This is a genomic window from Nocardiopsis mangrovi (assembly GCF_042653925.1).
GTDB lineage: Bacteria > Actinomycetota > Actinomycetes > Streptosporangiales > Streptosporangiaceae > Nocardiopsis_B > Nocardiopsis_B mangrovi.
The window spans coordinates 1-23,362 of record NZ_JBHSFQ010000054.1 but is presented as its reverse complement, the minus strand read 5'-3'; the positions used below and the strand labels follow the sequence as shown (position 1 = coordinate 23,362).

Here is a 23,362-nt window from a genome sequence, read left to right as displayed (position 1 = left end):
CGCGACTGGATCGCCACCTGGAACGAGAACCCCCGGCCCTTCGTATGGACGAAGAGCGCCGAGGAGATCCTCACATCCCTAACCAAATATATGTCGAAAATTTCAGACGCAGGACACTAGGTGTACTTGGTCATGACGTTGGTGACAGTCGGCTGATCGGGGGAAGGCCGCCGAGTGCGGTGTGGGGGCGGGCCGGCCACCGGTGGCAGCACTGGCGGGAGACGCCCGTCTCGGCGGCGACGTGGGCGACAGGGCGGTCGTGGGTGCGGACGCGCTGGACGAGCAGCATCCGCCCGTGGACGGTCGGCCGTGCATCAGCGTGGGCCATGAAGACCTCCAGCTGGTGAAGTTCGCATCTCCACCGCGCTGGAGGTCTTCTCGTTGATCAACGACCACGGCCGGTGTGTCACCGACCTTGCGGCCGAGTACAGCTAGGCGCAGCGGCGGGCGGGCGGCTCCCGGCGCGCCCGCCGGAAGCGGCGGCGACGGCCGCGGGCGCCGCCCCGCCACCGGTGCCGCGCGCGGCCGTTCAGCTGAAGCGGCCGTAGGTCCCGCGGTGGTAGAGGAGCGGGCGCGCGGCGTCGCCGCCGAGCTCGCCCCCGACCTCGGCGGCGGCCACCCGGCCGACCACGAGCCAGTGGTCGCCCACGGCCATCAGGTCGTGGCGCAGGCACAGGATGTGCACCGCCGCGCCCTCGATCAGGGGGAGCCCTTCGGCGCCGCGGCGCCACCGCGTCGGGGCGGCGAAGCGGTCGGCGCCCCGGGCGGCGAACCGCGCGGCGACGTCGCGCTGGTCCTCGGCCAGCACGTTGACCGCGAACGACGCCGAGTCGCGGATGCCCGGCCAACTGCCCGACCCGGAGTCGATGTAGAACGACACCAGCGGGGGATCCAGGCTGACGCTGGTGAAGGACGTCGCGGTCACCCCGACCGGTCCCGCCGGCCCGGCGGCGGTCACGACCACGACACCCGCCGCGTGCCCGCCCAGTGCCCGCCGGAACCGGTCGGCCCCGACCCCGGTGTCGCGCGGCAGCCGCTCGGTCGCGTCCTCCGGGGCGCCGGCGGCGCCCTCGCGAGGATCCGTCGCGCCGCCCGAGGGGTCGGCCGCTCCGTCCGTGGCCGTCGCAGGTGTCCGCACGCACGCCTCCATTCGCCTGGCGGTCGGCGGCGGCCGACCGGTCCCGGTCCATGCCAAGGACAGCCGGTGCCGCGCGGGCCCTATTCCCCGGCGCGCGCCGCCGGGCCCGCCCTCGCGGCGCGACGCTCGTCACAGCATGGCCGGGTCCGGCCAGCCGGGGTCACGCCCGTTGCCCGCTCCGTCGCCGTGTGTGACCGTTGCCGTGGCGTGCCGCCCCGCCGGAGGAGGCAGCCCATGAGCGCCGGCCAGATGTGGATGCTCATCGGGTTGGGCGTCTTCCACGGTGCAAACCCGGCGATGGGATGGCTGCTGGCGACCGCGCGCGGGCTCCAGGCGGGCGGCCGGGCCGCGCTCCTGCGCTCGCTGCCCGTCCTGGCGGCCGGCCACGCCGTGTCGGTGGCGGCCGTCGCGGTGACCTTCACGGCGACCGGGTCGGTGGTGGCCTCGCGCTGGTTCCCCGTCGCCGGAGGGGTGGGTGTGGCGGCAGCGGGGGCGGCGCTCCTGCTGTCCCGGCACCGCGTCCGCCGGCCCGACGCCGGGATGCCGCTGTGGCGGCTGGGCTGGTGGTCGTTCGTCATGGCGTCGCTGCACGGGGCCGGGCTGATGCTGCTGCCGGTGCTGGCGGGCGACCTGTCCGCCGCGCACGCCCCGGCCGCGGGCGGCGCGGGCGCAGCGGGGCACGGGCACGGCGCACCCGTGTCCGCCCCGGTCCCCGCGGCGCCGGCGTCCGCGGCGGGGGCCGGGTTCTCGGGGGTCTCCGACATCACCCTGCTCGGTATGGCGGCCGCCGGCGTGCACACGGCGGCGATGCTCGCGGCGGCGGGGGTGCTGGCGCTGCTGGCCTACGACTTCCTCGGCGTGCACGCGCTGCGCAGGGGCTGGGTGGCGCTGGACCGCGTCTGGCCGCTGGCCCTCATCGCCGGCGGCCTGTTCACCGTCTGGACGGCGGTGTGACCGGGCGCCGGGCCACCCGGCGCGCCCGCCGTGCCGCGCGGCACGGCGGGCGCGAGTGAGCCCGAGGGGCGCCGGCGCCGGCCGGGGCGCCCCTCGGGCTCGGTCAGGGGCGGCGGGCCGCTCAGCCGGCGAAGCCGGCGGTGATGGAGGTGAACTCCCACTCCTGCTGGTCGATGCCCCCGCAGGAGTCGGTGGGGGTGGCGCAGGGGCGGTCCCGGTTGACCGACCAGAACGTGAAGCGCGACATGCCGTTGGCCTGCGCGAAGTCGCGCATCTGGGTGTAGGCCGCGGCGGTGACGGTCTCCCCCTGGTCGGTGATGCCGTTCATGCTGCTGATGCCCTGCATGGCGTAGGCCTCGGCGGAGGAGATCCCGTAGGCCGAGGAGATGACCTCGTTCAGCCCCTCCGACGCCTGCTGGGTCGCCCCGGCCATGTCGGATCCGCCGCCGAAGTTGAACGGCATGATCGTCCAGTTGTCCACGCCCGCGTCGGTCTCGGCCGCGCGGGTGATCAGCCGCTCGCCCCAGGAGTTGGGGCCCTCGACCGCGGTGCCCAGGGTCATGGCCACGTGCAGGTCGGGGTTGGCGTCCTTGAGGATCCGGACCGCGCCGAGGACGCGGTCCTGGGTGGCCTCGTTCTCGATCTCGGTGGACTCGATGTCGATGTCGATGGCCGCCAGGTCGTAGGCGTCGACCACCTGCTGGTAGGCGGCGGCCAGCGACTCCGAGTCCGAGCACGCCTCGCCGAGCTTGTTGCCGCTCCAGCCGCCGATGGAGGGGATGACGTCCCCGCCGGCGGCCCGGATCGCGGCGATGCGGTCGGCGTCGGCGCCGTCGAGGGGCCGGGTGCCGTCCCAGGCGGGCGAGCACCCGCCGTCGGAGAGGATGAAGGCCAGGGTGAACCACTGCACCCCGGTCTGCTGCATGAGCTGGGCGGCGTCGGGCGGATTGCCCCAGCCGTAGTAGAGGTAGGGCGCCGCGCCCATGGCAGAGGGGTCGGCGGCACTGTCGTTGGCGACGATGGGGGCGGGCTCCTCCGCTTCGGCGGAGGCGGCGCCCGGAGCCGCCCACAGCCCCAAGGGCAGCAGGGCGGCGGCGGTCAGCGCGGTCAGAGTGCGTGATCTCATCGGTGGGTCTCCACGTTCGTGAGCGGGATGGAGAGCAAGGGGGCAGGTGCACCTTTGAGTGGGCGGCCGCTGCGAAAAAGTGGAATTGGAAACAATGTTTCGCATTGGCGTGGGGGCGACGCTAGCCGTCCCGGGGGCCCGCGGTCAACCCGTTGTCACCGGCTTTCCGCTCCGCGTGAGCGGTCGGGGGCACCCGGCCGGTGCGGCTAGAGTCCGGCCTATGAGCGCGAGAACGGGTCGTATACGCGGGTGCACGGTGACACTGGCGGTTCTGGCGGTCCTCGCCGCGGGGGCCTACCTCGCGATCCCCCGGATCCTGGACCGGGTGGGCGTGAGCATCGACGCGACCGCGCTGCCGTGGGGGCCGCCCTGCTCCGTGCAGACGGGAGCCGGCGAGGACGGCCCGTCCGTGGGCCTGTCGGTCGCGGACGCACAGCGGGCGACGACGGCGGTCGCCCTGGAGGCCCTCGGCGGTGCGGCCCCCGACACCTCCGGGATCGACCCCGCGGCACTGGACCGGCTGCGCGAAGGGCCGGCCGACGACGCCGGCCCCAGCCTGAGCTGCCGGGCCGCGGCGGCCGACGGCCTCGAAGCCGAAGACCTCACCCCCTCCGGCCTGACCCCGCGCGCCGAGGCCGTGCGCACCGCCATGGCCGAGGTCTTCGGCGAGCAGAGCCTCGGCGGGTTCGAGCCCGGGGGCGTCGACGCCGGGCACGGCAGCGACTCCGCGCACTACGACGGCCGCGCGGTCGACGTCTTCTACCGCCCTGTCAGCGAGGAGAACCGCCGCGAGGGCTGGCTGCTGGCCCACTGGCTGGTCGCCCACGCCGAAGAGCTCCGCATCGCCAACGTCATCTTCGACGACCGCATCTGGAGCGTCCGCGGCTCCGCGGGCGGATGGTGGCCCTACCGGTCCCCCGACCCCGACAACGAGATCCTGCGCCACCTGGACCACGTCCACGTGGACGTCCAGCGCGGCGGGGCCTGAGACCGGGCGCGGCCCCGCCACGGGGCGAACGCCTGGCCCCGGGGTTCCGCGGTCGCTAGGTTGGGGCCGTGCCTGATATCGATGCTGATTTCCTCGCCCTGCCGCTGCGCGGGCTGGCCGGCGCGGCGCTGCAGCGCGCCCGCGACCTCGGCGCCGAGCACGCCGACTTCCGGCTGGAACGCGTCCGCGGCCAGCGCCTGTCCCTCGTCGACGGCTCCGTGGAGTCGGCCTCCGACACCGACACCCTCGGGTTCGCGGTGCGGGTGGTCCACAACGGGGTCTGGGGGTTCGCCGCCGGAACCGACCTGACCCCCGATGCCGCCGCCGAGGTGGCCGGCCGGGCCGTGGACGTCGCGACCGTGGCGGCGGCCGTCACCACCGAGCGCGTCGAGCTCGCCCCCGAGCCGGCCCACCCCGACCGCACCTGGGTGTCGGCCTACGAGGTGGACCCCTTCGAGGTCACCGACCGGGAGAAGACCGCGCTGCTGGCGGCCTGGTCGCGGCGCATGCTGGAGGACGCGCGGGTCGACCACGTCGACGCGGCCCTGTGGCTGGCCAAGGAGCAGAAGTTCTACGCCGACACCGCCGGCACGACCACCACCCAGCAGCGGGTGCGCATCGCGCCGTCGCTGGAGGTCATGGCGACCCGCGACGGCCGGCTCGACAGCATGCGCACCCTCACGCCCCCGGCCGGGCGGGGATGGGAGCACATGCAGGTCGTCGAGCCGGAGCTCGACGACCTGCCGGCGCTGCTCGCCGAGAAACTGGCCGCGCCCAGCGTCGAGCCCGGCAGCTACGACCTGGTGATCGACCCGTCCAACCTGTGGCTGGCGATCCACGAGTCGATCGGCCACGCCACCGAACTCGACCGCGTCCTGGGCTACGAGGCCGCCTACGCCGGCACGTCGTTCGCCACCGTGGACGGGCTCGGGTCGCTCCGGTACGGCTCGCCGATCATGAACGTCACCGGCGACCGCACGGTCGAGAACGGCCTGGCCACCATCGGCTTCGACGACGAGGGCGTGGCGACGACCTCCTTCGACATCGTCCGCGACGGCGTGCTCGTGGGCTATCAGCGCGACCGGCGCATCTCGCGGCTCCAGGGCGACGACTCCTCCAACGGGTGCGCGTTCGCCGACTCCCCGGCGACCATGCCGATCCAGCGCATGGCCAACGTGTCGCTGGCCGCGGCCCCCGATGGCCCCTCCACCGAGGAGCTGATCTCCCGGGTCGAGAACGGGATCCACATCGTCGGCGACCGCAGCTGGTCGATCGACATGCAGCGCTACAACTTCCAGTTCACCGGGCAGCGCTTCTACCGGATCCAGGACGGGCGCGTCACGGGCATGCTGCGCGATGTCGCCTACCAGGCCACCACGACCGACTTCTGGCGGTCGATGGCGGCGGTGGGCGGCCCCCAGACCTACGTGCTCGGCGGCACCTTCATGTGCGGCAAGGGCCAGCCCGGCCAGGTGGCGGCGGTCAGCCACGGCTGCCCCAGCGCGCTGTTCACCGGCGTGCGGATCCTCAACACGGTTCAGGAGGCCGGAAAATGAGCCAGTCGACCCCGCAGGCGGTCGTCGAGCGCGCGCTGGAGCTGTCGCGCGCCGATGCCTGCATGGTGCTGGTGGAGGAGACGAGCACGGCCAACCTGCGCTGGGCCGGCAACTCCCTGACGACCAATGGCGTCACCCGCGGCCGCACCGTCACGGTGGTCGCGCTGGCCGGCCAGGGCGACGCGGTCTCCGTGGGTGTCAGGGCGCGCAGCGGACTGCGCGACGACGAACTCCCCGACCTCGTGGCCGCGGCCGAGGCGGCCGCCGCCGAGGCGACGCCGCTCGCCGACGCACGCCCGCTCGCCGAACCCGCCGCGGCCGGTTCGGGCGGCTCCTGGGACGCCCCGGCCGCCGCCACCGACATCTCGGTGTTCGGCGACTTCGCCCCGGGCCTGGGCCGGGCCTTCTCGGCGTCGGCCGCGGCGGGCCGCGCCCTCTACGGCTACGCCGAACACGGCGTGACCTCCACGTTCTACGGCAGCTCCACGGGCGTGCGGCTGCGCCACGACCAGCCCACGGGCACCGTCGAGCTGAACGCGAAGTCCCCGGCGTCGGAGAACGGGGGCCATTCGGCGTGGGTCGGCCGCGCCACCCGCGACTTCACCGACATCGACATGGGGGCGCTCCAGGCGGAGCTGGACCGGCGGATGGAGTGGGCCACGCGCCGGGTGGACCTGCCCGCGGGGCGCTACGAAACGCTCCTGCCGCCGACCGCCGTCGCCGACATGCTCGTGAACATGTACTGGAGCATGGGCGCCGACGACGCCGCGGAGGGCCGCACGGTCTTCTCCGGCCCCGAGGGCGGCACCCGGCTGGGCGAGCGGCTGGCGCGGCTGCCCCTGACCCTGTACAGCGACCCGGCCGAGCCCGGCCTGGAGTGCACGCCGTTCGTGCTCGCCGACGGGCCGGGGCGAGACATCACCGCTTTCGACAACGGCCTGCCGCTGCGGCGCACCGAATGGCTGTCGGCGGGCGAACTGTCGGCGCTGGCCCAGACCCGCGCCTCGGCGGAGCGGACCGGGCTGCCCATGACCGGGCGGATCGACAACCTGGTCCTGGAGGAGAGCGGGGCGACCGCGACGCTGGACGACATGGTCGCCCGCACCGAGCGCGGGCTGCTGGTCACCTGCCTGTGGTACATCCGGCAGGTCGACCCGCAGTCCCTGCTGCTGACCGGGCTGACGCGCGACGGCGTGTACCTCGTCGAGGACGGGCGCGTCACCGGGGCGGTGAACAACTTCCGGTTCAACGAGTCGCCGGTGTCGCTGCTGGAGCGCGCCACCGAGGCCGGCGCCGCGATCCCGGCGCTCTCCCGCGAGCTGGGCGACTACTTCCCGCGGACGGCCATGCCGCCGCTGCGGATCCCGGACTTCAACATGTCCACGGTCAGCCAGGCCTCGTGACCCGTGCCCGCGCGGGCCCCGGGCGGCGGCCCGGTGCCCGCGCGGCTGGGACGGGAGTGCAGCGTGGGTCACGGCTCCCCCAGCCGGAAGCCGACTTTGAGGCCGACCTGGAAGTGGGCGATCCCACCTTTGTCGAGCCGGCCGCGGACCTCGGTGACCTCGAACCAGTCGAGGCCGCGCAGGGTGGCCGAGGCCCGCTCGATGCCGTTGCGGACGGCCTGCTCGATTCCATCGGGCGACGATCCGACGATCTCGGTGACGCGATAGGTGTGGTCGGACATGGCGCGGTCCCCTTCCCTGGCGTGTCCAAGGCCACTTCCCGCGCCGTGCCGCGCCAACCGCCGCAGGTCGCGCCGGGGGGCGTGAGGGAGGGATCGGCGGTGGTCGGCGACTTTGCGCGGGCATGGGATGATGCCGGTGTGAGAAGTGGCGGGGGACGCCTGATTTCTGGGATTTCAGGACCATTGACCCCGCTTACCCGCCGACCCTGCCGAGATCACGTCGTAACAGACTCTTGACGTACCGGGGGGAGTGTCGGTGTACATTGGGATTCAGCGCTTCGGTCCCCCGTCGAAGCGCTGGGCCGGTGTTTCGAGCCCCCGTCGAAACACCGTGCGCGACGTCGGGTGGTTTGCCCCCGTAGCCACCCGACGTCGCTTTTTCTTCTGTGGCGCCGCCCGCGGGCTTTCCGTGGAGGCGACCGCACCCGGCGACCTCAAGGGCGATCATTGCCAAACGCCGAATCCGCGCCGGAATCCGGCGGCGAATCCGTTGAGTGCTCCCGCAAGGGCTGCCGCGCCCCCGCGAAATGGGTGCTCGTTTGGAACAACCCCAAGATCCATACGCCCGATCGCCGCAAGACGTGGGTCGCCTGTGACGATCACCGCGGTTATCTCACCCAATTCCTCGACGCCCGCGGATTTCTCCGCGAGACGGTGGCGTTCTCGGAATTCAACGGCTGACCGGGGCGATTCCGCGCTTGCGTGATTTCCGCGGCCCCTGCCGTTGTGCAGGTCACGCGGGCCGCGCCGGCCGCGGATCAGGGGCGGCCCGCCCAGCGGCGGCGGGCGCGGTCGAGGTCGTCGGGGGTATCGCAGTCGATGACCGAGGGATCGCCCGCCGCGGCCGGAACCCGCACCGGGTCCAGCGGGCCCAGCAGCCCGCGCAGGGACGCCCCGGTATACCCCGCCACCGCCGCCCGCACGGCGGCGGTGTCCCACACGCCCAGCAGCCACTGCTCGCGGCCGTCGGCGTCGACCAGGACGGCCCCGGACCCGCTGCGGGCCGCGGCGCGCAGCTGCGCCGGCCGCGCGCCGTCCAGGAACGGCAGGTCGCCGGCGAGGAGCGCGAACCACGGGGCCGCGACCTCGGCGAGCCCCGCCCGCAGCGCCGGCACCGGCCCGCCCCCGGGCGGGTCCTCGCGCACATAGTGCGCGTGCGGCCGGTCGCGCTCCGGGCCGACGACGATGGTCCGCCCGCCCGGCGGGACCGCGGCCGCCACGCGCTCCAGCAGCGTCGCCCCGCCGACCTCCAGCCCCGGCTTGTCCGCGCCGCCCATGCGCCGCGCCGCCCCGCCGGCGAGGATCACCGCATCCACCACCCGCTCCATGGCGCCCTCCCTGCCGCTCAGGTCACGCTCGCCTTCTCGCCCGACTCCACCGGCCCCCAGGATCGCATCGCGGCCGCGGCCGCCGCCAGCCGCCCGGCCATCAGGGCCCCTCCCCCGCCCCGGCCGCCGCGTAGGCGGCCAGCGTCTCGCCCGCCACGCGCAGGAGCTCGGCGCGGGCCTCGGGCGGGTCGAGGATCCACACGTCGGTGCCGAACTGGAGGAGGTGGCGGACCGCCGCGGTCTCCCGGTAGGCCACCACCGCCTCCGCCCATTCCCCGCCCTCGGTGACCGGTCCGGCCACGAACGCGCCCACGATGCGCAGGAACAGGTCCAGCCGGGCGCGGCGCACCCGCACCCGGACGCGCACCGGCGCCGACCGGTTCTCGACCCGCTCGCGCAGCCCGTCCCAGACCTCCGCGAGCTCGGCGCCGCCGCGGCGCGCCACAGGCGCGCACGTGGCGGTGGCCGCCGCCACCCGGTCGGCGCGGAACAGCCGCGGCCTGGCGCGGTGGTCGGCCACCAGGTACCAGGCGCCCGCCTTGGCCACCAGGCCGTAGGGGTCGACGGTGTAGGTGCGCTCCCGGTCGGCGCCGCTGTGGCGGTAGCGGATGCGCAGCCTCCGGTCGCTCAGGACGGCGGTGTACAGCGCGTCCACATCGGCGCCGGGGCCCGGCGCCGTCAGCCAGCGGTCGGCGTCCACCAGGACGCGCCGGCGGGTCAGCTCCGCGGCCGGGCGGTGTGCCTCGGGCAGCGCCGCCATGACCTTGACCAGTGCCGACCCGAACGCCCCGCCCAGCCCGAGGGCGGCGTGGGTGCCCTGCGGGGCGAGGACGAACAGCGCCCGGGCCTCGTCGGTGGTCAGCCCGGTGACGTCGGTGCGGTAGCCGGGGAGCAGGGCGATGCCGCCGTGCCGTCCCCGCTCGGTGTAGACCGGCACGCCCGCGGCCGACAGCGACGCGACGTCGCGGTGGATGGTCCTGACCGACACCTCCAGGCGCTCGGCCAGCTCGGCCGCCCGGACGCGGCCGCGTGTCCGCAGGAGCAGCAGGATCGACAGCAATCGGTCGGATTTCACCCCTCGATGATCACCGAAGAACATGACGGCGGGTGTCGTGTTTTCGCGGAAACCTGCGGCTCACGGCGGTCGGCCGCGCCCGCGGCCGGGGCCCGGCGCCGCGCCGGCGCCGCGCGGGCGGGGGACGCCGTCCGTGTACGCGCAGTCGAGCGAAGGAACACCCAGATGAGCGACGACCACTCCGCCCGGGCCCGCGGGCCCGCCCCGGCCGCGACGACCGTGGCCGGCGGACCGCCCGTGGCGGTCGGCCCACTCGCCGGACGCACCGGCGGACCCGTGCTGCGCCCGGGCGACGACGGATTCGACGACGAGTGCTCGGGGTACCAGACCGCGTTCCGGCACCGGCCCGACGTGGTCGTGGGCGCCGCCGCGCCCGATGACGTGCGCGCGGCGGTGGAGTTCGCCGCCGAGAACGGGCTTCCCGTCGGCGTGCAGGCCACGGGGCACGGCTCCCCCGCCCCGCTGGAGGGCGGGGTGCTCATCGCCACGCACCGGATGGACGGCGTGCGGATCGACCCCGCCGCCCGCTCCGCGTGGGTGGCGGCCGGGGCCCGCTGGCAGCAGGTCGTCGACGCGGCGGCCGCACACGGGCTGGCCCCGCTGAGCGGATCGTCGCCGCACGTGGGCGCCGTCGGCTACACCCTGGGCGGCGGGATCGGGCTCCTGAGCCGCCGCTACGGCTACGCGGCCGACCACGTCCGGCGCATCGACATCGTGACCGCCGACGCCCGGCTGCGCCGCGTCACCGCCGAGAGCGACCCCGATCTGTTCTGGGCGCTGCGCGGCGGCGGGCGGGGGTTCGGGGCGGTCACCGGCGTGGAGATCGGCCTCGTCCCGATCACCCGGATCTACGGCGGCGGCCTCACCTTCGCCGCGGACCGCATGGACGACGTCCTGGACGCCTACGCCGCGTGGACCGCCGCTGTCCCCGAGGAGCTGACCTCGTCGCTGACCATGGTGGCGATGCCGGACCTGCCGGCGGTCCCGGCCCCCATGCGGGGCCGCCACGTGGCCACCGTCTCCGTCGCCTACATCGGCGGTGCCTGCGAGGGCGAACGCCTCGTCGCCCCGCTGCGCGGGGTCGGCCCGCGGCTGAAGGACACCCTGCGGGACATGCCGTTCACCGAATCGGGCGCCGTCCACGCCGAGCCGGCGCAACCGCACGCCTACGCGGGCGACAGCGCGATGATCGGCGGTGTGGACGGGGCGGCGCTGCGGGCCGTCCGCGACCTGGCGGGGCCCGAGGCGCCGGTGATGTGCGTGGTCGGGCTCCGCCACCTCGGCGGGGCGCTCGCCCGCCCGCCGGAGGCCGCCAACGCGGTGCCGCACCGGCCTGCGGCGTTCTCCCTGGGGGTCCTGTCCCCCGTGGACGGGGCGGACCCGGCCGCGGTCCGCGCGGCCCACGGCCGGGTGCTCGCCGTCGTCGCCGGCCGGACCCTCGGCCGGTCGGTGAACTTCGCCTTCGGCGCGGGGCGGGCCGCCGACCCCTCCGGCCTCCACCCGGCCGGCGATCTGCGCCGCCTCGACGCGCTCAGGCGGCGGCTGGACCCCGGGGGCGTCTTCCGCCACGCCCGGCCGGGAACGGCGGCGCGGGGACGCTGACACGCGTTCCTCCGGCCCGCTCGAAGCGGACCGGAGGAACGTCGCCGGCTGGAACGGCGCCGGCCCCGGCCCTCCGTGCGGAGCCGGTGCCGGGCCGCACGGGTCAGCCCTTGACGCAGACGACCTGGCGGAGGTGGGCGACGACCTGGACGAGGTCGGTCTGGGCCTCGATGACCTCCGAGAGGTCCTTGTAGGCCCCCGGGATCTCGTCGAGGACCCCCGCGTCCTTGCGGCACTCCACGCCCCGGGTCTGCTCGACCAGGTCGGCCTCGGTGAAGGTCTTCTTTGCCTTGTTCCGGCTCATCCGCCGCCCCGCGCCGTGCGAGGCGGAGTTGAACGAGGCCGGGTTGCCCAGCCCGCGCACGATGTAGGTCCCGGTGGCCATGGACCCCGGGATGATCCCCAGGTCGCCGGCGCCGGCGCGGATGGCCCCCTTGCGGGTGACCAGGACGTCGACGCCGTCATAGGTCTCCTCGGCCACGTAGTTGTGGTGGCAGGAGATGAACTCCCTCACCAGCAGCCGCGGGAACGTCGTGCGCAGCGCGTCGCAGGCCAGGCCCATCATGATGTCGCGGTTGCGGCGGGCGTAGTCCTGCGCCCAGAACAGGTCGCGCCGGTAGGCGTCCATCTCCGGGGTGCCGGTGACGAACACGGCGAGGTCGGGGTCGGGCAGGTCCTTGTTGTGCGGCAGGCGGCGCGCCTGCTCGATGTGGTGCTCGGCGAGCTCCTTGCCGATGTTGCGCGACCCGGAGTGCAGCACGATCCACACCGCGCCGTCGTCGTCGAGGCACACCTCCAGGAAGTGGTTGCCGCCGCCCAGGGTGCCGATCTGGTTGGCCGCCCGCTGGCGCCGGTGGTGGACGGGGCGGGCGAGGCCGTCGAAGCCGTCCCAGAACCGGTCCCAGTCGGCGGTCCTGAGCCCGTGGATGCGGCGCGGGTCGACCGGCGTCTTGTGCGCGTGCCAGCCCACGGGGACCGCTTTCTCCAGGTTCGCGCGCACGGGGCCCAGGTCGTCGGGCAGGTCCTCTGCGGTGAGCGAGGTGCGCACCGCGGTCATCCCGCAGCCGATGTCCACGCCCACGGCGGCCGGGGAGACGGCGTCGCGCATGGCGATCACCGATCCGACGGTGGCGCCCTTCCCGTAATGGACGTCGGGCATCACGGCCAGGCCGTGCACCCACGGCAGCCGGGTGACGTTGCGCAGCTGGTCCATTGCCGCGGATTCGACGGTGCCGGGGTCGGCCCACATGCGGATCGGGACGCGCGCCCCTGGGCTCTCGGTGTACGGCATCAGGGCTACCTCCCTTTCCGGATCGGGTTCGGTGCGTGCGCGACGGCCCTGGCGATCGCGCCCCCTTATGACGCCAGAACCCCTACCCCGGCCGCAACACCTTTTCGGTGCGTGTCGGACGGCTCCGCCGCCGTAACCGCCGCCGCGCGCCCGCGCGAGGGCACGCATTGTCAAGGATTCGTGCATCGTGTGCGAATGACACCGCCCCGTGTCCATGGAAGCGTGGTACGCACGTGCCGGCCGGCCGTCCGCGGGCCGCGGGCGGCCGGCCGCATCCGCGGTCGGCCCGTCGCCGGCGCGGCACGTGTCGTGCGGGTCCGGACCGGAGGACGGACGGCCTGGGCCCGCATTCCGCCCCTGCCGCCCCCGGCGCGCGGGAGGCCGCGGGCGGATCAGCCGCCGATGGCCGACATCGGGCGCGAAGGCTGGAGGAAGGCGGGGTCGTTGATGCCGTGGCCGGGGAGTTTCGCGGCCACGGCGGCGCGCCAGCGGTCGGCGATCTCGTCGTCGGCGGCCCCGCCGCGCAGCAGCGGGCGCAGGTCGGACTCCTCCCGGGCGAACAGGCAGTTGCGGATCTGGCCGTCGGCGGTGAGCCGCACGCGGTCGCAGGCGCCGCAGAACGGGCGCGTGACCGAGCCGATGACCCCGACGGTGGCCGGGCCGCCGTCGACGCGGAAGCGCTCGGCCGGGGCGCTGCCGCGGGTCGCGGCGTCGGACTCCGCCAGGTCGAACTCCGCCGCGAGCCGGTCGAGGATCTCGTCGGCGGTGACCATGTCGTCGCGGCGCCAGCCGTGCTGGGCGTCGAGCGGCATCTGCTCGATGAAGCGGAGCTCGTAGCCGCGCTCCAGGCAGTAGCGCAGCAGGTCGGGGGCCTCGTCGTCGTTGATGCCGCGCATGAGGACGGCGTTGACCTTGACGGGGGTGAGGCCGGCCGCCGCGGCCGCGGCCATGCCCGCCAGGACGTCGTCGAGGCGCCTGCGCCGGGCCAGCTTCTCGAAGACGTCGTGGCGCAGGGTGTCGAGGGAGACGTTGACCCGGTCCAGGCCGGCGTCGGCCAGGGCGGGGGCCATGCGGGCCAGGCCGATGCCGTTGGTGGTGAGGGCGGTCTGGGGGCGGGGGTCGAGGGCGGTGGCGGCGGCGACGAGTCCGGGCAGGCCGCGGCGCAGCAGGGGCTCGCCCCCGGTGAAGCGGATCTCGGTGATGCCGAGCATGGTCACGCCGATGCGGAGGAGCCGGGCGACCTCGTCGTCGGTGAGGACATCGTCCTTGGGCAGCCAGTCCAGCCCTTCGGGAGGCATGCAGTAGGTGCACCGGAGGTTGCACCGGTCGGTGAGCGAGACTCTCAGGTCGGTGGCTGTTCTCCCGTAGGAATCGGTCAGCACGGGCGTCGCCTCCCAAGCGGTTGCGCGGCAGCCGGGCTGCGGCAGGTACGGATCCATCAGGCGGTATCGACGGTGACGCCACTTATGTCGTTCCCGCCCGAACAACAGCCTAAAAGATGCCTCGAACGTTCATTCGGTGATATGTGGGAGATTGGTGGTCTTCATCCGATTTTCCGGCCGGTGTCGGCCCGGCCCGCCGCCACCCCTCCCCCGCGGATACCGTGCCCGCTCCCGGTGACCCGCACGCATCGAGGCCCTAGTCTGCCCCTGACACCGTCGTCGAAGGGAGCCCCCTGTGTCGAGCACGGCCGGTACGGACATCACGGTGAGCACCCGCGAGTGGCGGCTGCCCGGCGGCCCGGGCGGCACCGGGCAGCTGTCGGCGCGGGCCTGGGCCGCGCAGGGCGCGCAGCCGGAATGGCTGGCCGTCCTGGTCCACGGGTACGGAGAGCACATCGGGCGCTACGACCACGTCGCCGAGCACCTGTGCGCCTCGGGGGCCGCCGTCTACGGGCTCGACCACCGGGGGCACGGCAACTCCTCAGGCGAGCGCGTGCTCGTGGACGACTTCGCCGGGGTGGTCGAGGACGTGCACCGGGTCGTCACCCAGGCGCGCACCGCCTACCGGTCGCTGCCACTGGTCCTGATCGGCCACTCCATGGGCGGGATGATCGCCGCCCGCTACGCCCAGGAGCACGCCGCCGATCTCGCCGGCCTGGTGCTCTCGGGGCCCGTTCTGGGCCGCTGGAGCACGGTCGACCGGCTGCTGGCCCTGGAGACCATCCCCGACCTGCCCATCGACACCGCCACGCTCTCGCGCGATCCCGCCGTGGGCGCCGCCTACGCGGCCGACGACCTCGTCTGGCACGGCCCGTTCAAACCCGCCACCCTGCGCGCGCTCAACACCGAACTGGCCCGCATCACCGCCGCCGGGCGCACCGCCCTGCCCCTGCTGTGGCTGCACGGCTCCGACGACCGTCTGGTGGCCATCGCCGACACCCGCGTGGGGATCGACGCCTTCGCCGGCGACGACACCGCCGTCCGGATCTTCCCCGGCGCACGGCACGAGGTCTTCAACGAGACCAACCGCGCCGAGGTGCTCGACGAGGTCGCGAGGTTCGCCGCCCGCTGCGCCGCGCGGCCCTGACGGCCGCGCGGCGCGCCGCGGCGCCTCAGACCCGGTAGAGCCCGTCGATGGCGTCGGCGTACTTGTCCTGGATCACCCGCCGCTTCAGCTTGAGCGAGGGGGTGAGCTCGGCGCCCTCGACGGTCCATTCCACCGGCAGCAGCCGCCACTTCTTCACCTGCTGCACGCGGGCCAGGTGGGAGTTCGCGGTGGCCACCGCGGTGGCCACCTCGGCCACCACCACGGGGTGGCGCGCGAGATCGGCGATGTCGCGGGTGTCGACCCCGCGGGCGGCGGCCCACCCCGGGGCGACCTCAGCGTCCAGGGTCAGCAGCGCCACCGGGTAGGGGCGGCGGTCCCCGTAGGCCAGCGCCTGCCCGATCAGGGGGTGCTCCCGGAGCCGGCTCTCGATGGAGGCGGGGGCGATGTTCTCCCCGCCGGCCGTGATGATCAGCTCCTTCTTGCGGTCGACGACGTAGACGAACCCGTCGGCGTCGATGTAGCCGATGTCGCCGGTGTGCAGCCAGCCGTCGCCGTCGATCAGTGCCGCGGTGTCCGCCGGCCGGTTGAGGTAGCCGGCGACGTTGATGGGCCCGCGCACCAGGATCTCGCCTTCGGCGCTGACGGCCACCTCCATACCGTCCGAGGGCAGGCCGACGCTGCCGAGGCGGTAGGCGTCGGCGCGGTTGCACGTGACGGCGCCGCAGTTCTCGGTCATCCCGTACACGTCGCGGATCAGGATGCCCAGCCCCGCGAAGAACCGAACGGTCTCCTCGGGCATGGGAGCGGCCGCCGAGACGCAGTACTGGACCCGGTCCAGGCCGATGAGCTCCCGGAGTGGGCGCAGGACGCGCGCGTCGGCGTCGGCGAAGCGCCGCTCCAGCCCGGGGTCGCGGGCGCGGCCGTACTGGCCGTCGGCGATGTAGGCGCGGGCGGTGCCCGCTGCGGCCTCGACGGCGGCGCGCCGCTCCCCGGGCGCCGCGGCCAGCGCGGCGGTCAGCCCCGCCTGGAGCTTCTCCCACACCCGGGGCACCCCGAACAGCCCGTTGGGCCGGACCCGGCGCAGATAGGCGCCGAGCTCGCCGATGTCGGGGCAGAAGTGGATGTGGGCCGACACCTTGACCGGCAGGTAGACGCTGAGCACCCGTTCGGCGATGTGGGCCAGCGGCAGGTAGGACAGCGTCACGCCGCCGTGCGGCAGCCGGTTGGCGCGCTGGGAGATGGTGACCTGGAAGAGGACCTGGCGGTGCGTCTCGTGCACGCCCTTGGGCTCGCCGGTGGTGCCCGAGGTGTAGAGGAGGGTGGCGCTGTCCTCGGGGGTCACGGCGGCGGCGCGGGCGTCGACCGCGCCGGGGTCGGCGGCCAGCGCGCGCCGCCCCTCGGCGGTGAAGTCGGCCCAGGAGACGAAGCGCGGGCCGTCGCCTCCGGTGCCGCGGGGGACCGCCGAGGCGTCCAGCACCACGACGGTGCGCAGCGAGCGCACGCGCGCGAGGGCCGGGCCCCAGCGGTCGAGTTCCGCGGCGCCCTGGAGGACCGCGACGCGCGCCGAGCAGTCGGCGGCGACGTAGGCGACCTGCTCGGGGGCGAAGGTGGCGTAGACGGTGAGGGGGACGGCTCCGGCGTGGACGGCGCCGACGTCGGCGATCAGGTGCTCGGGCCGGTTGGGCATCATCAGCGCGACGACGTCGCCGCGCGCGGTCCCGTCGGCGACGAGGGCGGCGGCGACCTCCATCGCGACCGCCCGGTACTGCGCCCAGGTGCGGGTCGACCAGCGGCCGCCCCCGCCGGAGGGGTCGGGGACCCACTCCGAGAGGGCGGGCCGGCCGCCGTCGCGCTCGGCCGCCCGGCGGAACCAGTCCACCAGGGTCAGCCCGTCGATCTCCGCTTCCACACCTTGTCGTGCCCGAATGATCTCGCTGTGCTCCAAGAGACCGCTCCCGCCCATCCGATGTGTGCCGGGTCACTCAGCGGCACCATCGGACCACGGTCGACCGGGCCCGGCAAGGCACCTGCCACAAAGGGCCACGGGACTATTTCGGCGAATGCGACCATCTTCGCCATAACATCCGGCGGAGGACACCGACGCAGCGTTATACGTACAGGTCATGGCGGACCGAAACCGGGCGCGCGATGATCTCGGAATAGGCCTCGGCGAGTCGGTCCACGGCATCATTCAATACGTCCGGCGGCTGCGTGTACGCGAATCTCATGAATTGCTCCAATGTCCCCTCCGCGCCGAATATGGGGCCGGGGGCGGCGTGCACGCCGTGGCGTTCGGCGGCCTCGCCCAGGGCCGTGGCCACGGGGCGCGGGAGCTGCGCCCACAGCACCAGCCCGCCGCTGGGCGTGGTGAACCGCCAGCCGGGCAGCCGGTCGCGCAGCGCGGCCGTGAGGGCGTCGCGGTTGAGCCGGAGCCGGCGGATGCGCTCGGCGCGGATCCGCATGATGTCGGCGAGCAGGTGGGTGGCCGTGAGCTGGTCCACCACGGAGCTGGAGAGGTCGACCCGCTGCCGGACGGCCATCAGCCGCGCGGCGACGGGCGGCGTGGTGCGCACCCAGCCGATGCGCAGCCCGCCCCAGAACAGCTTGGCCACCGAGCCGACCGTGAAGACCCGGCCGTCGGTGTCGTGCGCCGCCATCGGCATCGGCTGGTCGCCGGAGTCGATGGCCAGCTCCACCACGCTCTCGTCGACGATGAGGGAGGTGCCCGCGCGCCTGGCCTCGGCCACCACGGCCGCGCGCTCGTCGTCGTCCATCAGCGCGCCCGTGGGGTTCTGGAAGTCGGGGATCAGGTAGGCCAGGCGCGGCTTCCACTGCCGGAACGCGTCGAGCACGTACTCCATGTCCCAGCCCTGGGAGGTCACCCCGATGGTGCGCACCCGCGCGCCGCAGCGGCGGGCGCTGTCGAGCGCGTGCGGGTAGGTCGGGGTCTCCACGAGCAGCGGGTCGCCCGGCTCCACCAGCAGGTCCATGAGGAGCGAGACGCCGTGCTGGGCCCCGTTGGTGACCAGGATCTGCTCGGGGGTGGTGGGCAGGCCCCGTTCCACGTAGCGGCGCGCGATGGCGTGCCGCAGCTCCGGGAGGCCGTAGGGGGTGTAGCCGAGCCCGCCGACGTGCGCCGCGAGCTGGTCGACGGCCAGGCGCGCGGCGTCCTGGAGCCCTTCGATCGCCGGCGGCGCGGCCGCGCCCAAGTCGATGCGCTCGGAGTCGGGGATGAGCGGGGTCCCCCCGCCCGCCCCGGCTCCCGGCAGCACCGTCCAGCTGCCCGAACCCTGCCGGCTGTCGAGGAAGCCGTTCTCGCGCAGCCACGTGTAGGCGGCGGTGATGGTGTTGCGGCTCACCCCCAGGGCGGCGGCGAGGTCCCGCTCGGCCGGCAGGCGGGTGTAGGTGGGCACCCGCCCGTCGAGGATGAGGCCGCTGATGGCCCGGCCGGCCGCGAGGTAGTAGGGCCGCTCGGTCAGACTGGTGCCGATCAGCCGGGCCAGGAGGTGGCCGTTGATCCGCCGTTCGCCCACTGCCATGGTGCCACTTTCTCGAATTGGCTCTATAAATCGGCTGGTGACGGGGCCAATACTACTCACATGGCCCAGTTCCACTCACCGTCCTTCGGCGATTCCACCCCCGCTTCCCTGCCCGTCCGCATCGGGCGCCGCATCCTCATCACCCCGTTCCTGCCGCGCCCGCGCCTGCGCCGCCTGGTCCGGCTCTTCGCCGGCCTCCACCTCTACGGGCTGTCCGGCGCCCTGCTGGTCGCCGCGGACCTGGGCGCGATGCCCTGGGACGTCCTGCACCAGGGGCTGGCGCTGCACACGGGCCTGTCGATCGGCACCTGCAGCGTCATCGTGGGCGCGCTGCTCATGCTGGCCTGGATCCCGCTGCGCCAGCGCCCCGGCCTGGGCACCCTGAGCAACGTCGTGGTGGTGGGCCTGTCGGTGGACCTGAGCCTGTGGTGGCTGCCCGAGGTCGACCACCTGGCCGCCCGCGCGGCCTACCTGGCGCTGGGCATCGTCGCCTGCGCCGTCGCGACGGGCTGCTATATCGGTGCGCGCCTGGGCCCGGGCCCCCGCGACGGCCTCATGACCGGCCTCGCCGCGCGCGGGCTGTCGGTGCGGTTGGCGCGCACCTGCGTCGAGGTCGCGGTCGTGGCCACCGGGGTCCTGCTCGGCGGCACGCTGGGCGTGGGCACCCTGCTGTTCGCCGTCGCCATCGGACCCCTGGCACAGGTGTTCCTGCCCCTGATGGACCTCAAGCCGCCCGAGGGACGGGAGTGACCGCCTCCGGCCGCGCGGCCTGGTGTCCGGGTTGGGCCGCCGCGGCGGGTCGCGCGGCGCGTCGACCGCCGCTCCCCTCCCGCCGCTCGCGCCCCATTACGACGTCATAACGGATCTCGGCGCGGCGCGGGCCGCCGAGCCTGCCCGTGCCGCGCCGGACGCGAACACGCGGTCCAGCCCAACGAAAGTTACATGTCCCGCTACGCAGTTTTCCGTACGGCCCCACCAGGCATGCCGCCGAAACCTGTAGCGTGACGGCAGCACCACGGAAACCGCGTCCGACACGATCCCGCGACCGCGACACCGTACTGCCGCGGCGACTAACGTGGCGGGATCCGGGCACACGTTCCCCCGTGGCGTTCACGCATGGCCGAAGGGCCATCCGGAGTTGGATACGGTACGTCGGCGAGGCGTGATCTTGGTGACTGAGGGGGTGAGCCGCGTGTCCGGCTGGATTGAGGATTACGCGCTGATCGGCGACATGCAGACCGCTGCACTCGTGGGGCGCGACGGCTCGATCGACTGGCTGTGTCTGCCGCACTTCGACTCGCCCGCCTGCTTCACCGCCCTCCTGGGCGATGAGCAGAACGGGAACTGGTGGATCCGGCCCGCCAGCGGCGAACCGCGCGCCACACGGCGCCGCTACCGCCACGAGACCCTCATCCTCGAAACCGAGTGGGACACGCCCGAGGGCAGCGTCCGGGTCATCGACTTCATGCCGCCGCGCGGCGGAGCCCCGCACCTGGTGCGCATCGTCGAGGGCCTGCGCGGCACCGTCCGCATGAGCACCGCCCTGCGGCTGCGCTTCGACTACGGCAACGTCGTGCCCTGGATCCACCGCAACGGCACCGAGCTCGTCGCCGTCGCCGGCCCCGACTCCGTCTGGCTCAGCTCCCCCGTTCCCCTCGAAGGCCACAACTTCGCCCACGACGCCACGTTCACCGTGAGCGAGGGCCAGCGCGTCCCCTTCGTCATGACCTGGCACCCCTCCCCCGTCGAGGAGTCCGACCACCTCGACGCCGAGAAGGCGCTGTCGCGCACCGAGCGCTTCTGGCAGGGCTGGGTCGGCCAGTGCACCTACGAGGGCGACTACCGCGACGCCGTGGTGCGCTCCCTCATCACCCTCAAGGCCCTCACCTACCGCCCCAGCGGCGGCATCGTGGCCGCCCCCACCACATCGCTGCCCGAGGAGATCGGCGGGGTCCGCAACTGGGACTACCGCTACTGCTGGCTGCGCGACGCCACCATCACGCTCGAGGCGCTGATCCGCAGCGGCTACACCGACGAAGCCCAGGCGTGGCGCGAGTGGCTGGTGCGCGCGGTGGCGGGCGAGCCGCAGCACATGCAGATCATGTACGGCGTGCGCGGCGAGCGCCGGCTCGCCGAGTGGGAGGCCGACTGGCTGCCCGGCTACGAGAACTCCCGGCCGGTGCGGATCGGCAACGCCGCTGTGGGGCAGTACCAGCTCGACGTCTACGGCGAGGTCATGGACGTGCTGCACCTGGCCCGCCGCAGCGGGCTCCAGAGCGGCGAGCACGTCTGGGGCCTCCAGCGCTCGCTCGTCAACTACCTGGAATGGTGCTGGGACGAGCCCGACGAGGGCCTGTGGGAGGTCCGCGGCCCGCGCCAGCACTTCGTCCACTCCAAGGTCATGGCCTGGGTGGCCGCCGACCGCGCGGTCCGGATGATCGAGGAGTTCGGCAAGGAGGGGCCGATCGAGCGCTGGAAGGCGCTGCGCGACACCATCCACGCCGAGGTCTGCGAGTACGGCTTCGACACCCGCCGCAACACCTTCACCCAGTACTACGGCAGCCAGGAGCTCGACGCCGCGCTGCTGCTCATCCCCGAGGTCGGGTTCCTGCCCTACGACGACCCCCGCGTCGTCGGCACCATCGAGGCGATCCGCGACGACCTCATGGTCGACGGCTTCGTGATGCGCTACCGCACCGACCGCGACGAGGTCGCCGACAAGCTCCCCGGCGACGAGGGCGCCTTCCTGGCCTGCAGCTTCTGGATGGCCAACGCGCTGCTGTCGATCGGCCGCGAGAAGGAGGCCCGCGACCTCTTCGACCGCCTCCTCGCGCTGCGCAACGACGTCGGGCTGCTGGCCGAGGAGTGGGACTCCAAGCACGGCCGCCAGGTGGGCAACTTCCCCCAGGCGTTCAGCCACGTCCCGCTGGTCACAACGGCGCTCAACCTGTCCCGCCACGACGGCCACCGCAGGAGTGAGAACTAGCCCGTAGCCGGGGCCCTGCCGTGATAGGACTTGCGCCATGCAGGATCTCTCCGCGCAGGGCTGGCAGCAGCTCCTGGCGCTCCTGGTCGCGCTCTTCCTGTGTTCGCTGATCGGGCTGGAGCGCCAGCTGAGACAGAAGAGCGCCGGGCTGCGCACCCACACCCTCGTGGGGCTCGGCGCGGCGCTGTTCATGGTGGTCAGCAAGTACGGCTTCGGTGATGTCGTGGGGGGCGCCGTCACCCTCGACCCCTCGCGGGTGGCCGGCCAGATCGTGTCCGGCGTCGGCTTCATCGGGGCGGGGCTGATCTTCGTCCGGCAGGACATCGTCCGCGGGCTCACGACGGCGGCCACCATCTGGCTGGCCGCGGCCGTCGGCACCGCGGCCGGCGCGGGCCTGTGGCTGGTGGCCACGGTCGTGACCGCGGCCCACTTCCTGATCGCCTACTGCTACCCGTGGATCGTGCACCGGTTCACCGGCTCGCGGCCGGCCAACCTCGTGCTCGACGTCCGCTACGCCGACGGGCGCGGGATTCTGCGCCTCATCATGGCCGAGGCCACGGCCCGCCGCTTCTCCGTGGAGCGGGTCGCCACCCGGCGCACCGACGGCCCGGACACCGACGCCTACGTCGACATGGAGCTGGGGCTGCGCGGCGACGGCGACCCCATCGCCCTGGCAGTGGCGCTGTCGGAGACCGACGGCGTGCTGTCGGTGGTCCAGGCCGACACCCGCGACGACGCGTGAGCGGCCCGGGTCAGCGGGAGACCACCGGCTCCGCCCACACCGCCGCGACCGCACCGCTGGAGCACTCCACCTCCGTCACCAGTTCGAGCCGCAGCACACTCGTGACGTCGACCTCCAGGTCGGCGTCCTCGCCGAGTCCCAGGGTCTTCGTCTCCAGCTGCTTTCCGTCGCCGATGACGGTGAAGGTCGCCTCGCCCCGGGGGGAGTCGTCGCCGAGCCCGACCACGGCGGCGAACCCCTCGTAGTCGCGGCCGAGGTTGTACTCCGCGGTGTAGTCACCGCACGACGCCTCGACGCTCAGCGCCTCGTCGTAGTCCTCGGCGTTGACCGTGGCGAGGGTGCTCCGGTAGTCGGTGGTCTCGTTGACCGGCTCCTCCGAGGCCAGGCGCAGTTCGTCGGGGTCCTCCCGCTGCCCGGAGGGTGCCTCCCCGGCGGAGGGCGAAGGGGACGCCGCGGGCCCGCCCGCGGGGCGCTCATCCCCCGCCGCCGAGGGCTCCGCAGCGGGGGCGGGCCCCGCCTGGAGGTCGTCGGCGGGCGCGGCGAGCATGCCCAACCGGTCCAGCGCGACGTAGGTGCCCCCGGCCCCCAGGACCAGGAACAGCACCGCGACGAACGCCGTCCCGGCCAAGAGGCGGCCGCGCCGCGGCTTCCCCGGGCCCGGCGCGGGCGCGCCCCCCGCCCCCGGCGCCCCGGGCGGCCCGGACCGCACCGCGGACGCCGGTGCCGGGGTGCTCCAGGCCGGCTGCGGCGACGGCGCGCCGCGCAGGCCGCCCACGGGGCGGTGGGAGGCGGGCGGCGGTCCGGCGGGACCTGGTGGGGCGGCGCGGCCGGCGCCCGCCTCCCACCGCCCCGTGGGCGGCCTG

20 protein-coding genes and 1 pseudogene are annotated in these 23,362 nt (G+C 74.2%); 10 read left to right on the top strand and 11 right to left on the bottom strand.

Annotated elements, in window-relative coordinates; all coding sequences use genetic code 11:
* Nucleotides 1-187: 187 nt before the first annotated feature.
* Together ACFO4E_RS29245 and ACFO4E_RS29240 are read right to left on the bottom strand one after the other, a co-directional pair.
* Nucleotides 188-328: pseudogene (locus ACFO4E_RS29245) on the bottom strand (IS481 family transposase); the annotation flags it as partial.
* A gap of 201 nt (nt 329-529) precedes the next feature.
* A complete protein-coding gene (locus tag ACFO4E_RS29240; protein WP_378580417.1) occupies nt 530-1,138 on the bottom strand; it encodes a flavin reductase family protein in 609 nt (202 codons plus the stop codon).
* A 234-nt stretch (nt 1,139-1,372) separates the two neighbouring features.
* On the opposite strand from ACFO4E_RS29240, the gene ACFO4E_RS29235 reads away from it, so the two are divergent.
* Nucleotides 1,373-2,092: a cell wall anchor protein gene (locus ACFO4E_RS29235; protein WP_378580415.1), complete on the top strand. Its 720-nt coding sequence runs from the start codon at nt 1,373-1,375 to the stop codon at nt 2,090-2,092.
* Nucleotides 2,093-2,213: 121 nt separating this feature from the next.
* Here the strand turns inward: ACFO4E_RS29235 and ACFO4E_RS29230 are convergent, their stop codons facing one another.
* The gene (locus ACFO4E_RS29230; protein WP_378580413.1) at nt 2,214-3,218 is read right to left on the bottom strand and encodes a chitinase; all 1,005 of its coding nucleotides are present in this window, start codon (nt 3,216-3,218) and stop codon (nt 2,214-2,216) included.
* Nucleotides 3,219-3,438: 220 nt separating this feature from the next.
* Here ACFO4E_RS29230 and ACFO4E_RS29225 point away from each other — a divergent pair, with 220 nt between their 5' ends.
* The 3 genes from ACFO4E_RS29225 to ACFO4E_RS29215 all read left to right on the top strand — a co-directional run bounded on the left by ACFO4E_RS29225 (nt 3,439) and on the right by ACFO4E_RS29215 (nt 7,165).
* Nucleotides 3,439-4,206, top strand: coding sequence for a VldE C-terminal domain-containing protein (locus ACFO4E_RS29225; protein ID WP_378580411.1), 768 nt, complete (start codon nt 3,439-3,441; stop codon nt 4,204-4,206).
* A 68-nt stretch (nt 4,207-4,274) separates the two neighbouring features.
* On the top strand, nt 4,275-5,762 hold the full coding sequence (locus tag ACFO4E_RS29220) for a TldD/PmbA family protein (RefSeq protein WP_378580409.1): 1,488 nt from the start codon (nt 4,275-4,277) through the stop codon (nt 5,760-5,762).
* Nucleotides 5,759-7,165 carry a metallopeptidase TldD-related protein gene (locus ACFO4E_RS29215; protein WP_378580407.1) on the top strand — a complete coding sequence of 469 codons (1,407 nt, stop codon included), beginning with the start codon at nt 5,759-5,761 and terminating at the stop codon, nt 7,163-7,165. Before ACFO4E_RS29220 ends, ACFO4E_RS29215 begins: the two co-directional genes overlap by 4 nt.
* Before the next feature lie 68 nt (nt 7,166-7,233).
* Here the strand turns inward: ACFO4E_RS29215 and ACFO4E_RS29210 are convergent, their stop codons facing one another.
* On the bottom strand, nt 7,234-7,446 hold the full coding sequence (locus tag ACFO4E_RS29210) for a dodecin (protein ID WP_378580405.1): 213 nt from the start codon (nt 7,444-7,446) through the stop codon (nt 7,234-7,236).
* Between the two features lie 447 nt (nt 7,447-7,893).
* On the opposite strand from ACFO4E_RS29210, the gene ACFO4E_RS29205 reads away from it, so the two are divergent.
* A complete protein-coding gene (locus ACFO4E_RS29205) occupies nt 7,894-8,127 on the top strand; it encodes a hypothetical protein (RefSeq protein WP_378580403.1) in 234 nt (77 codons plus the stop codon).
* A 77-nt stretch (nt 8,128-8,204) separates the two neighbouring features.
* Here ACFO4E_RS29205 and mobA read toward each other — a convergent pair whose 3' ends face one another.
* Together mobA and ACFO4E_RS29195 are read right to left on the bottom strand one after the other, a co-directional pair.
* Nucleotides 8,205-8,774, bottom strand: a complete 570-nt coding sequence (mobA, locus tag ACFO4E_RS29200) for a molybdenum cofactor guanylyltransferase (protein ID WP_378580401.1) — start codon at nt 8,772-8,774, stop codon at nt 8,205-8,207.
* A gap of 100 nt (nt 8,775-8,874) precedes the next feature.
* Complete coding sequence (locus ACFO4E_RS29195) at nt 8,875-9,849, bottom strand: helix-turn-helix transcriptional regulator (RefSeq protein ID WP_378580399.1); 975 nt, start codon at nt 9,847-9,849, stop codon at nt 8,875-8,877.
* Between the two features lie 165 nt (nt 9,850-10,014).
* On the opposite strand from ACFO4E_RS29195, the gene ACFO4E_RS29190 reads away from it, so the two are divergent.
* A complete protein-coding gene (locus ACFO4E_RS29190; RefSeq protein WP_378580396.1) occupies nt 10,015-11,451 on the top strand; it encodes an FAD-binding oxidoreductase in 1,437 nt (478 codons plus the stop codon).
* Between the two features lie 103 nt (nt 11,452-11,554).
* Here the strand turns inward: ACFO4E_RS29190 and ACFO4E_RS29185 are convergent, their stop codons facing one another.
* Together ACFO4E_RS29185 and moaA are read right to left on the bottom strand one after the other, a co-directional pair.
* The gene (locus ACFO4E_RS29185) at nt 11,555-12,742 is read right to left on the bottom strand and encodes an RtcB family protein (protein ID WP_378580394.1); all 1,188 of its coding nucleotides are present in this window, start codon (nt 12,740-12,742) and stop codon (nt 11,555-11,557) included.
* A gap of 392 nt (nt 12,743-13,134) precedes the next feature.
* Nucleotides 13,135-14,124, bottom strand: coding sequence for a GTP 3',8-cyclase MoaA (gene moaA / locus ACFO4E_RS29180; RefSeq protein WP_378580392.1), 990 nt, complete (start codon nt 14,122-14,124; stop codon nt 13,135-13,137).
* A gap of 295 nt (nt 14,125-14,419) precedes the next feature.
* Between moaA and ACFO4E_RS29175 the strand changes: the two genes are divergently transcribed.
* Complete coding sequence (locus ACFO4E_RS29175; protein ID WP_378580390.1) at nt 14,420-15,271, top strand: alpha/beta hydrolase; 852 nt, start codon at nt 14,420-14,422, stop codon at nt 15,269-15,271.
* 25 nt (nt 15,272-15,296) lie between these two features.
* On the opposite strand, the gene ACFO4E_RS29170 is transcribed toward ACFO4E_RS29175, so the two are convergent.
* Both ACFO4E_RS29170 and yczR read right to left on the bottom strand, forming a co-directional pair.
* Entirely contained in the window at nt 15,297-17,177 is a 1,881-nt protein-coding gene (locus ACFO4E_RS29170) for an AMP-dependent synthetase/ligase (protein WP_378580388.1), read from the bottom strand.
* 163 nt (nt 17,178-17,340) lie between these two features.
* Entirely contained in the window at nt 17,341-18,771 is a 1,431-nt protein-coding gene (gene yczR, locus ACFO4E_RS29165) for a MocR-like transcription factor YczR (RefSeq protein ID WP_378580386.1), read from the bottom strand.
* 60 nt (nt 18,772-18,831) lie between these two features.
* Here yczR and yczE point away from each other — a divergent pair, with 60 nt between their 5' ends.
* From yczE to ACFO4E_RS29150, 3 genes are all read left to right on the top strand, one after another.
* Nucleotides 18,832-19,521, top strand: coding sequence for a membrane protein YczE (gene yczE, locus ACFO4E_RS29160; RefSeq protein ID WP_378580384.1), 690 nt, complete (start codon nt 18,832-18,834; stop codon nt 19,519-19,521).
* 442 nt (nt 19,522-19,963) lie between these two features.
* Nucleotides 19,964-21,757, top strand: a complete 1,794-nt coding sequence (locus ACFO4E_RS29155) for a glycoside hydrolase family 15 protein (protein ID WP_378580382.1) — start codon at nt 19,964-19,966, stop codon at nt 21,755-21,757.
* A gap of 37 nt (nt 21,758-21,794) precedes the next feature.
* Complete coding sequence (locus tag ACFO4E_RS29150; RefSeq protein ID WP_378580380.1) at nt 21,795-22,499, top strand: MgtC/SapB family protein; 705 nt, start codon at nt 21,795-21,797, stop codon at nt 22,497-22,499.
* Between the two features lie 10 nt (nt 22,500-22,509).
* Here the strand turns inward: ACFO4E_RS29150 and ACFO4E_RS29145 are convergent.
* On the bottom strand, nt 22,510-23,362 hold an 853-nt coding region (locus ACFO4E_RS29145; protein WP_378580378.1), incomplete at its 5' end, for an NPCBM/NEW2 domain-containing protein.

Excerpts from the sequence above, each read along its gene's own strand:
- ACFO4E_RS29235 (WP_378580415.1), top strand. The coding sequence starts at position 1,373 with ATGAGCGCCGGCCAGATGTGGATGCTCATCGGGTTGGGCGTCTTCCAC.
- yczR (WP_378580386.1), bottom strand. The coding sequence starts at position 18,771 with ATGGCAGTGGGCGAACGGCGGATCAACGGCCACCTCCTGGCCCGGCTG.
- ACFO4E_RS29230 (WP_378580413.1), bottom strand. The coding sequence starts at position 3,218 with ATGAGATCACGCACTCTGACCGCGCTGACCGCCGCCGCCCTGCTGCCC.
- ACFO4E_RS29150 (WP_378580380.1), top strand. The coding sequence starts at position 21,795 with ATGCAGGATCTCTCCGCGCAGGGCTGGCAGCAGCTCCTGGCGCTCCTG.
- ACFO4E_RS29225 (WP_378580411.1), top strand. The coding sequence starts at position 3,439 with ATGAGCGCGAGAACGGGTCGTATACGCGGGTGCACGGTGACACTGGCG.
- ACFO4E_RS29185 (WP_378580394.1), bottom strand. The coding sequence starts at position 12,742 with ATGCCGTACACCGAGAGCCCAGGGGCGCGCGTCCCGATCCGCATGTGG.
- ACFO4E_RS29210 (WP_378580405.1), bottom strand. The coding sequence starts at position 7,446 with ATGTCCGACCACACCTATCGCGTCACCGAGATCGTCGGATCGTCGCCC.
- yczE (WP_378580384.1), top strand. The coding sequence starts at position 18,832 with ATGGCCCAGTTCCACTCACCGTCCTTCGGCGATTCCACCCCCGCTTCC.
- ACFO4E_RS29215 (WP_378580407.1), top strand. The coding sequence starts at position 5,759 with ATGAGCCAGTCGACCCCGCAGGCGGTCGTCGAGCGCGCGCTGGAGCTG.
- ACFO4E_RS29190 (WP_378580396.1), top strand. The coding sequence starts at position 10,015 with ATGAGCGACGACCACTCCGCCCGGGCCCGCGGGCCCGCCCCGGCCGCG.
- mobA (WP_378580401.1), bottom strand. The coding sequence starts at position 8,774 with ATGGAGCGGGTGGTGGATGCGGTGATCCTCGCCGGCGGGGCGGCGCGG.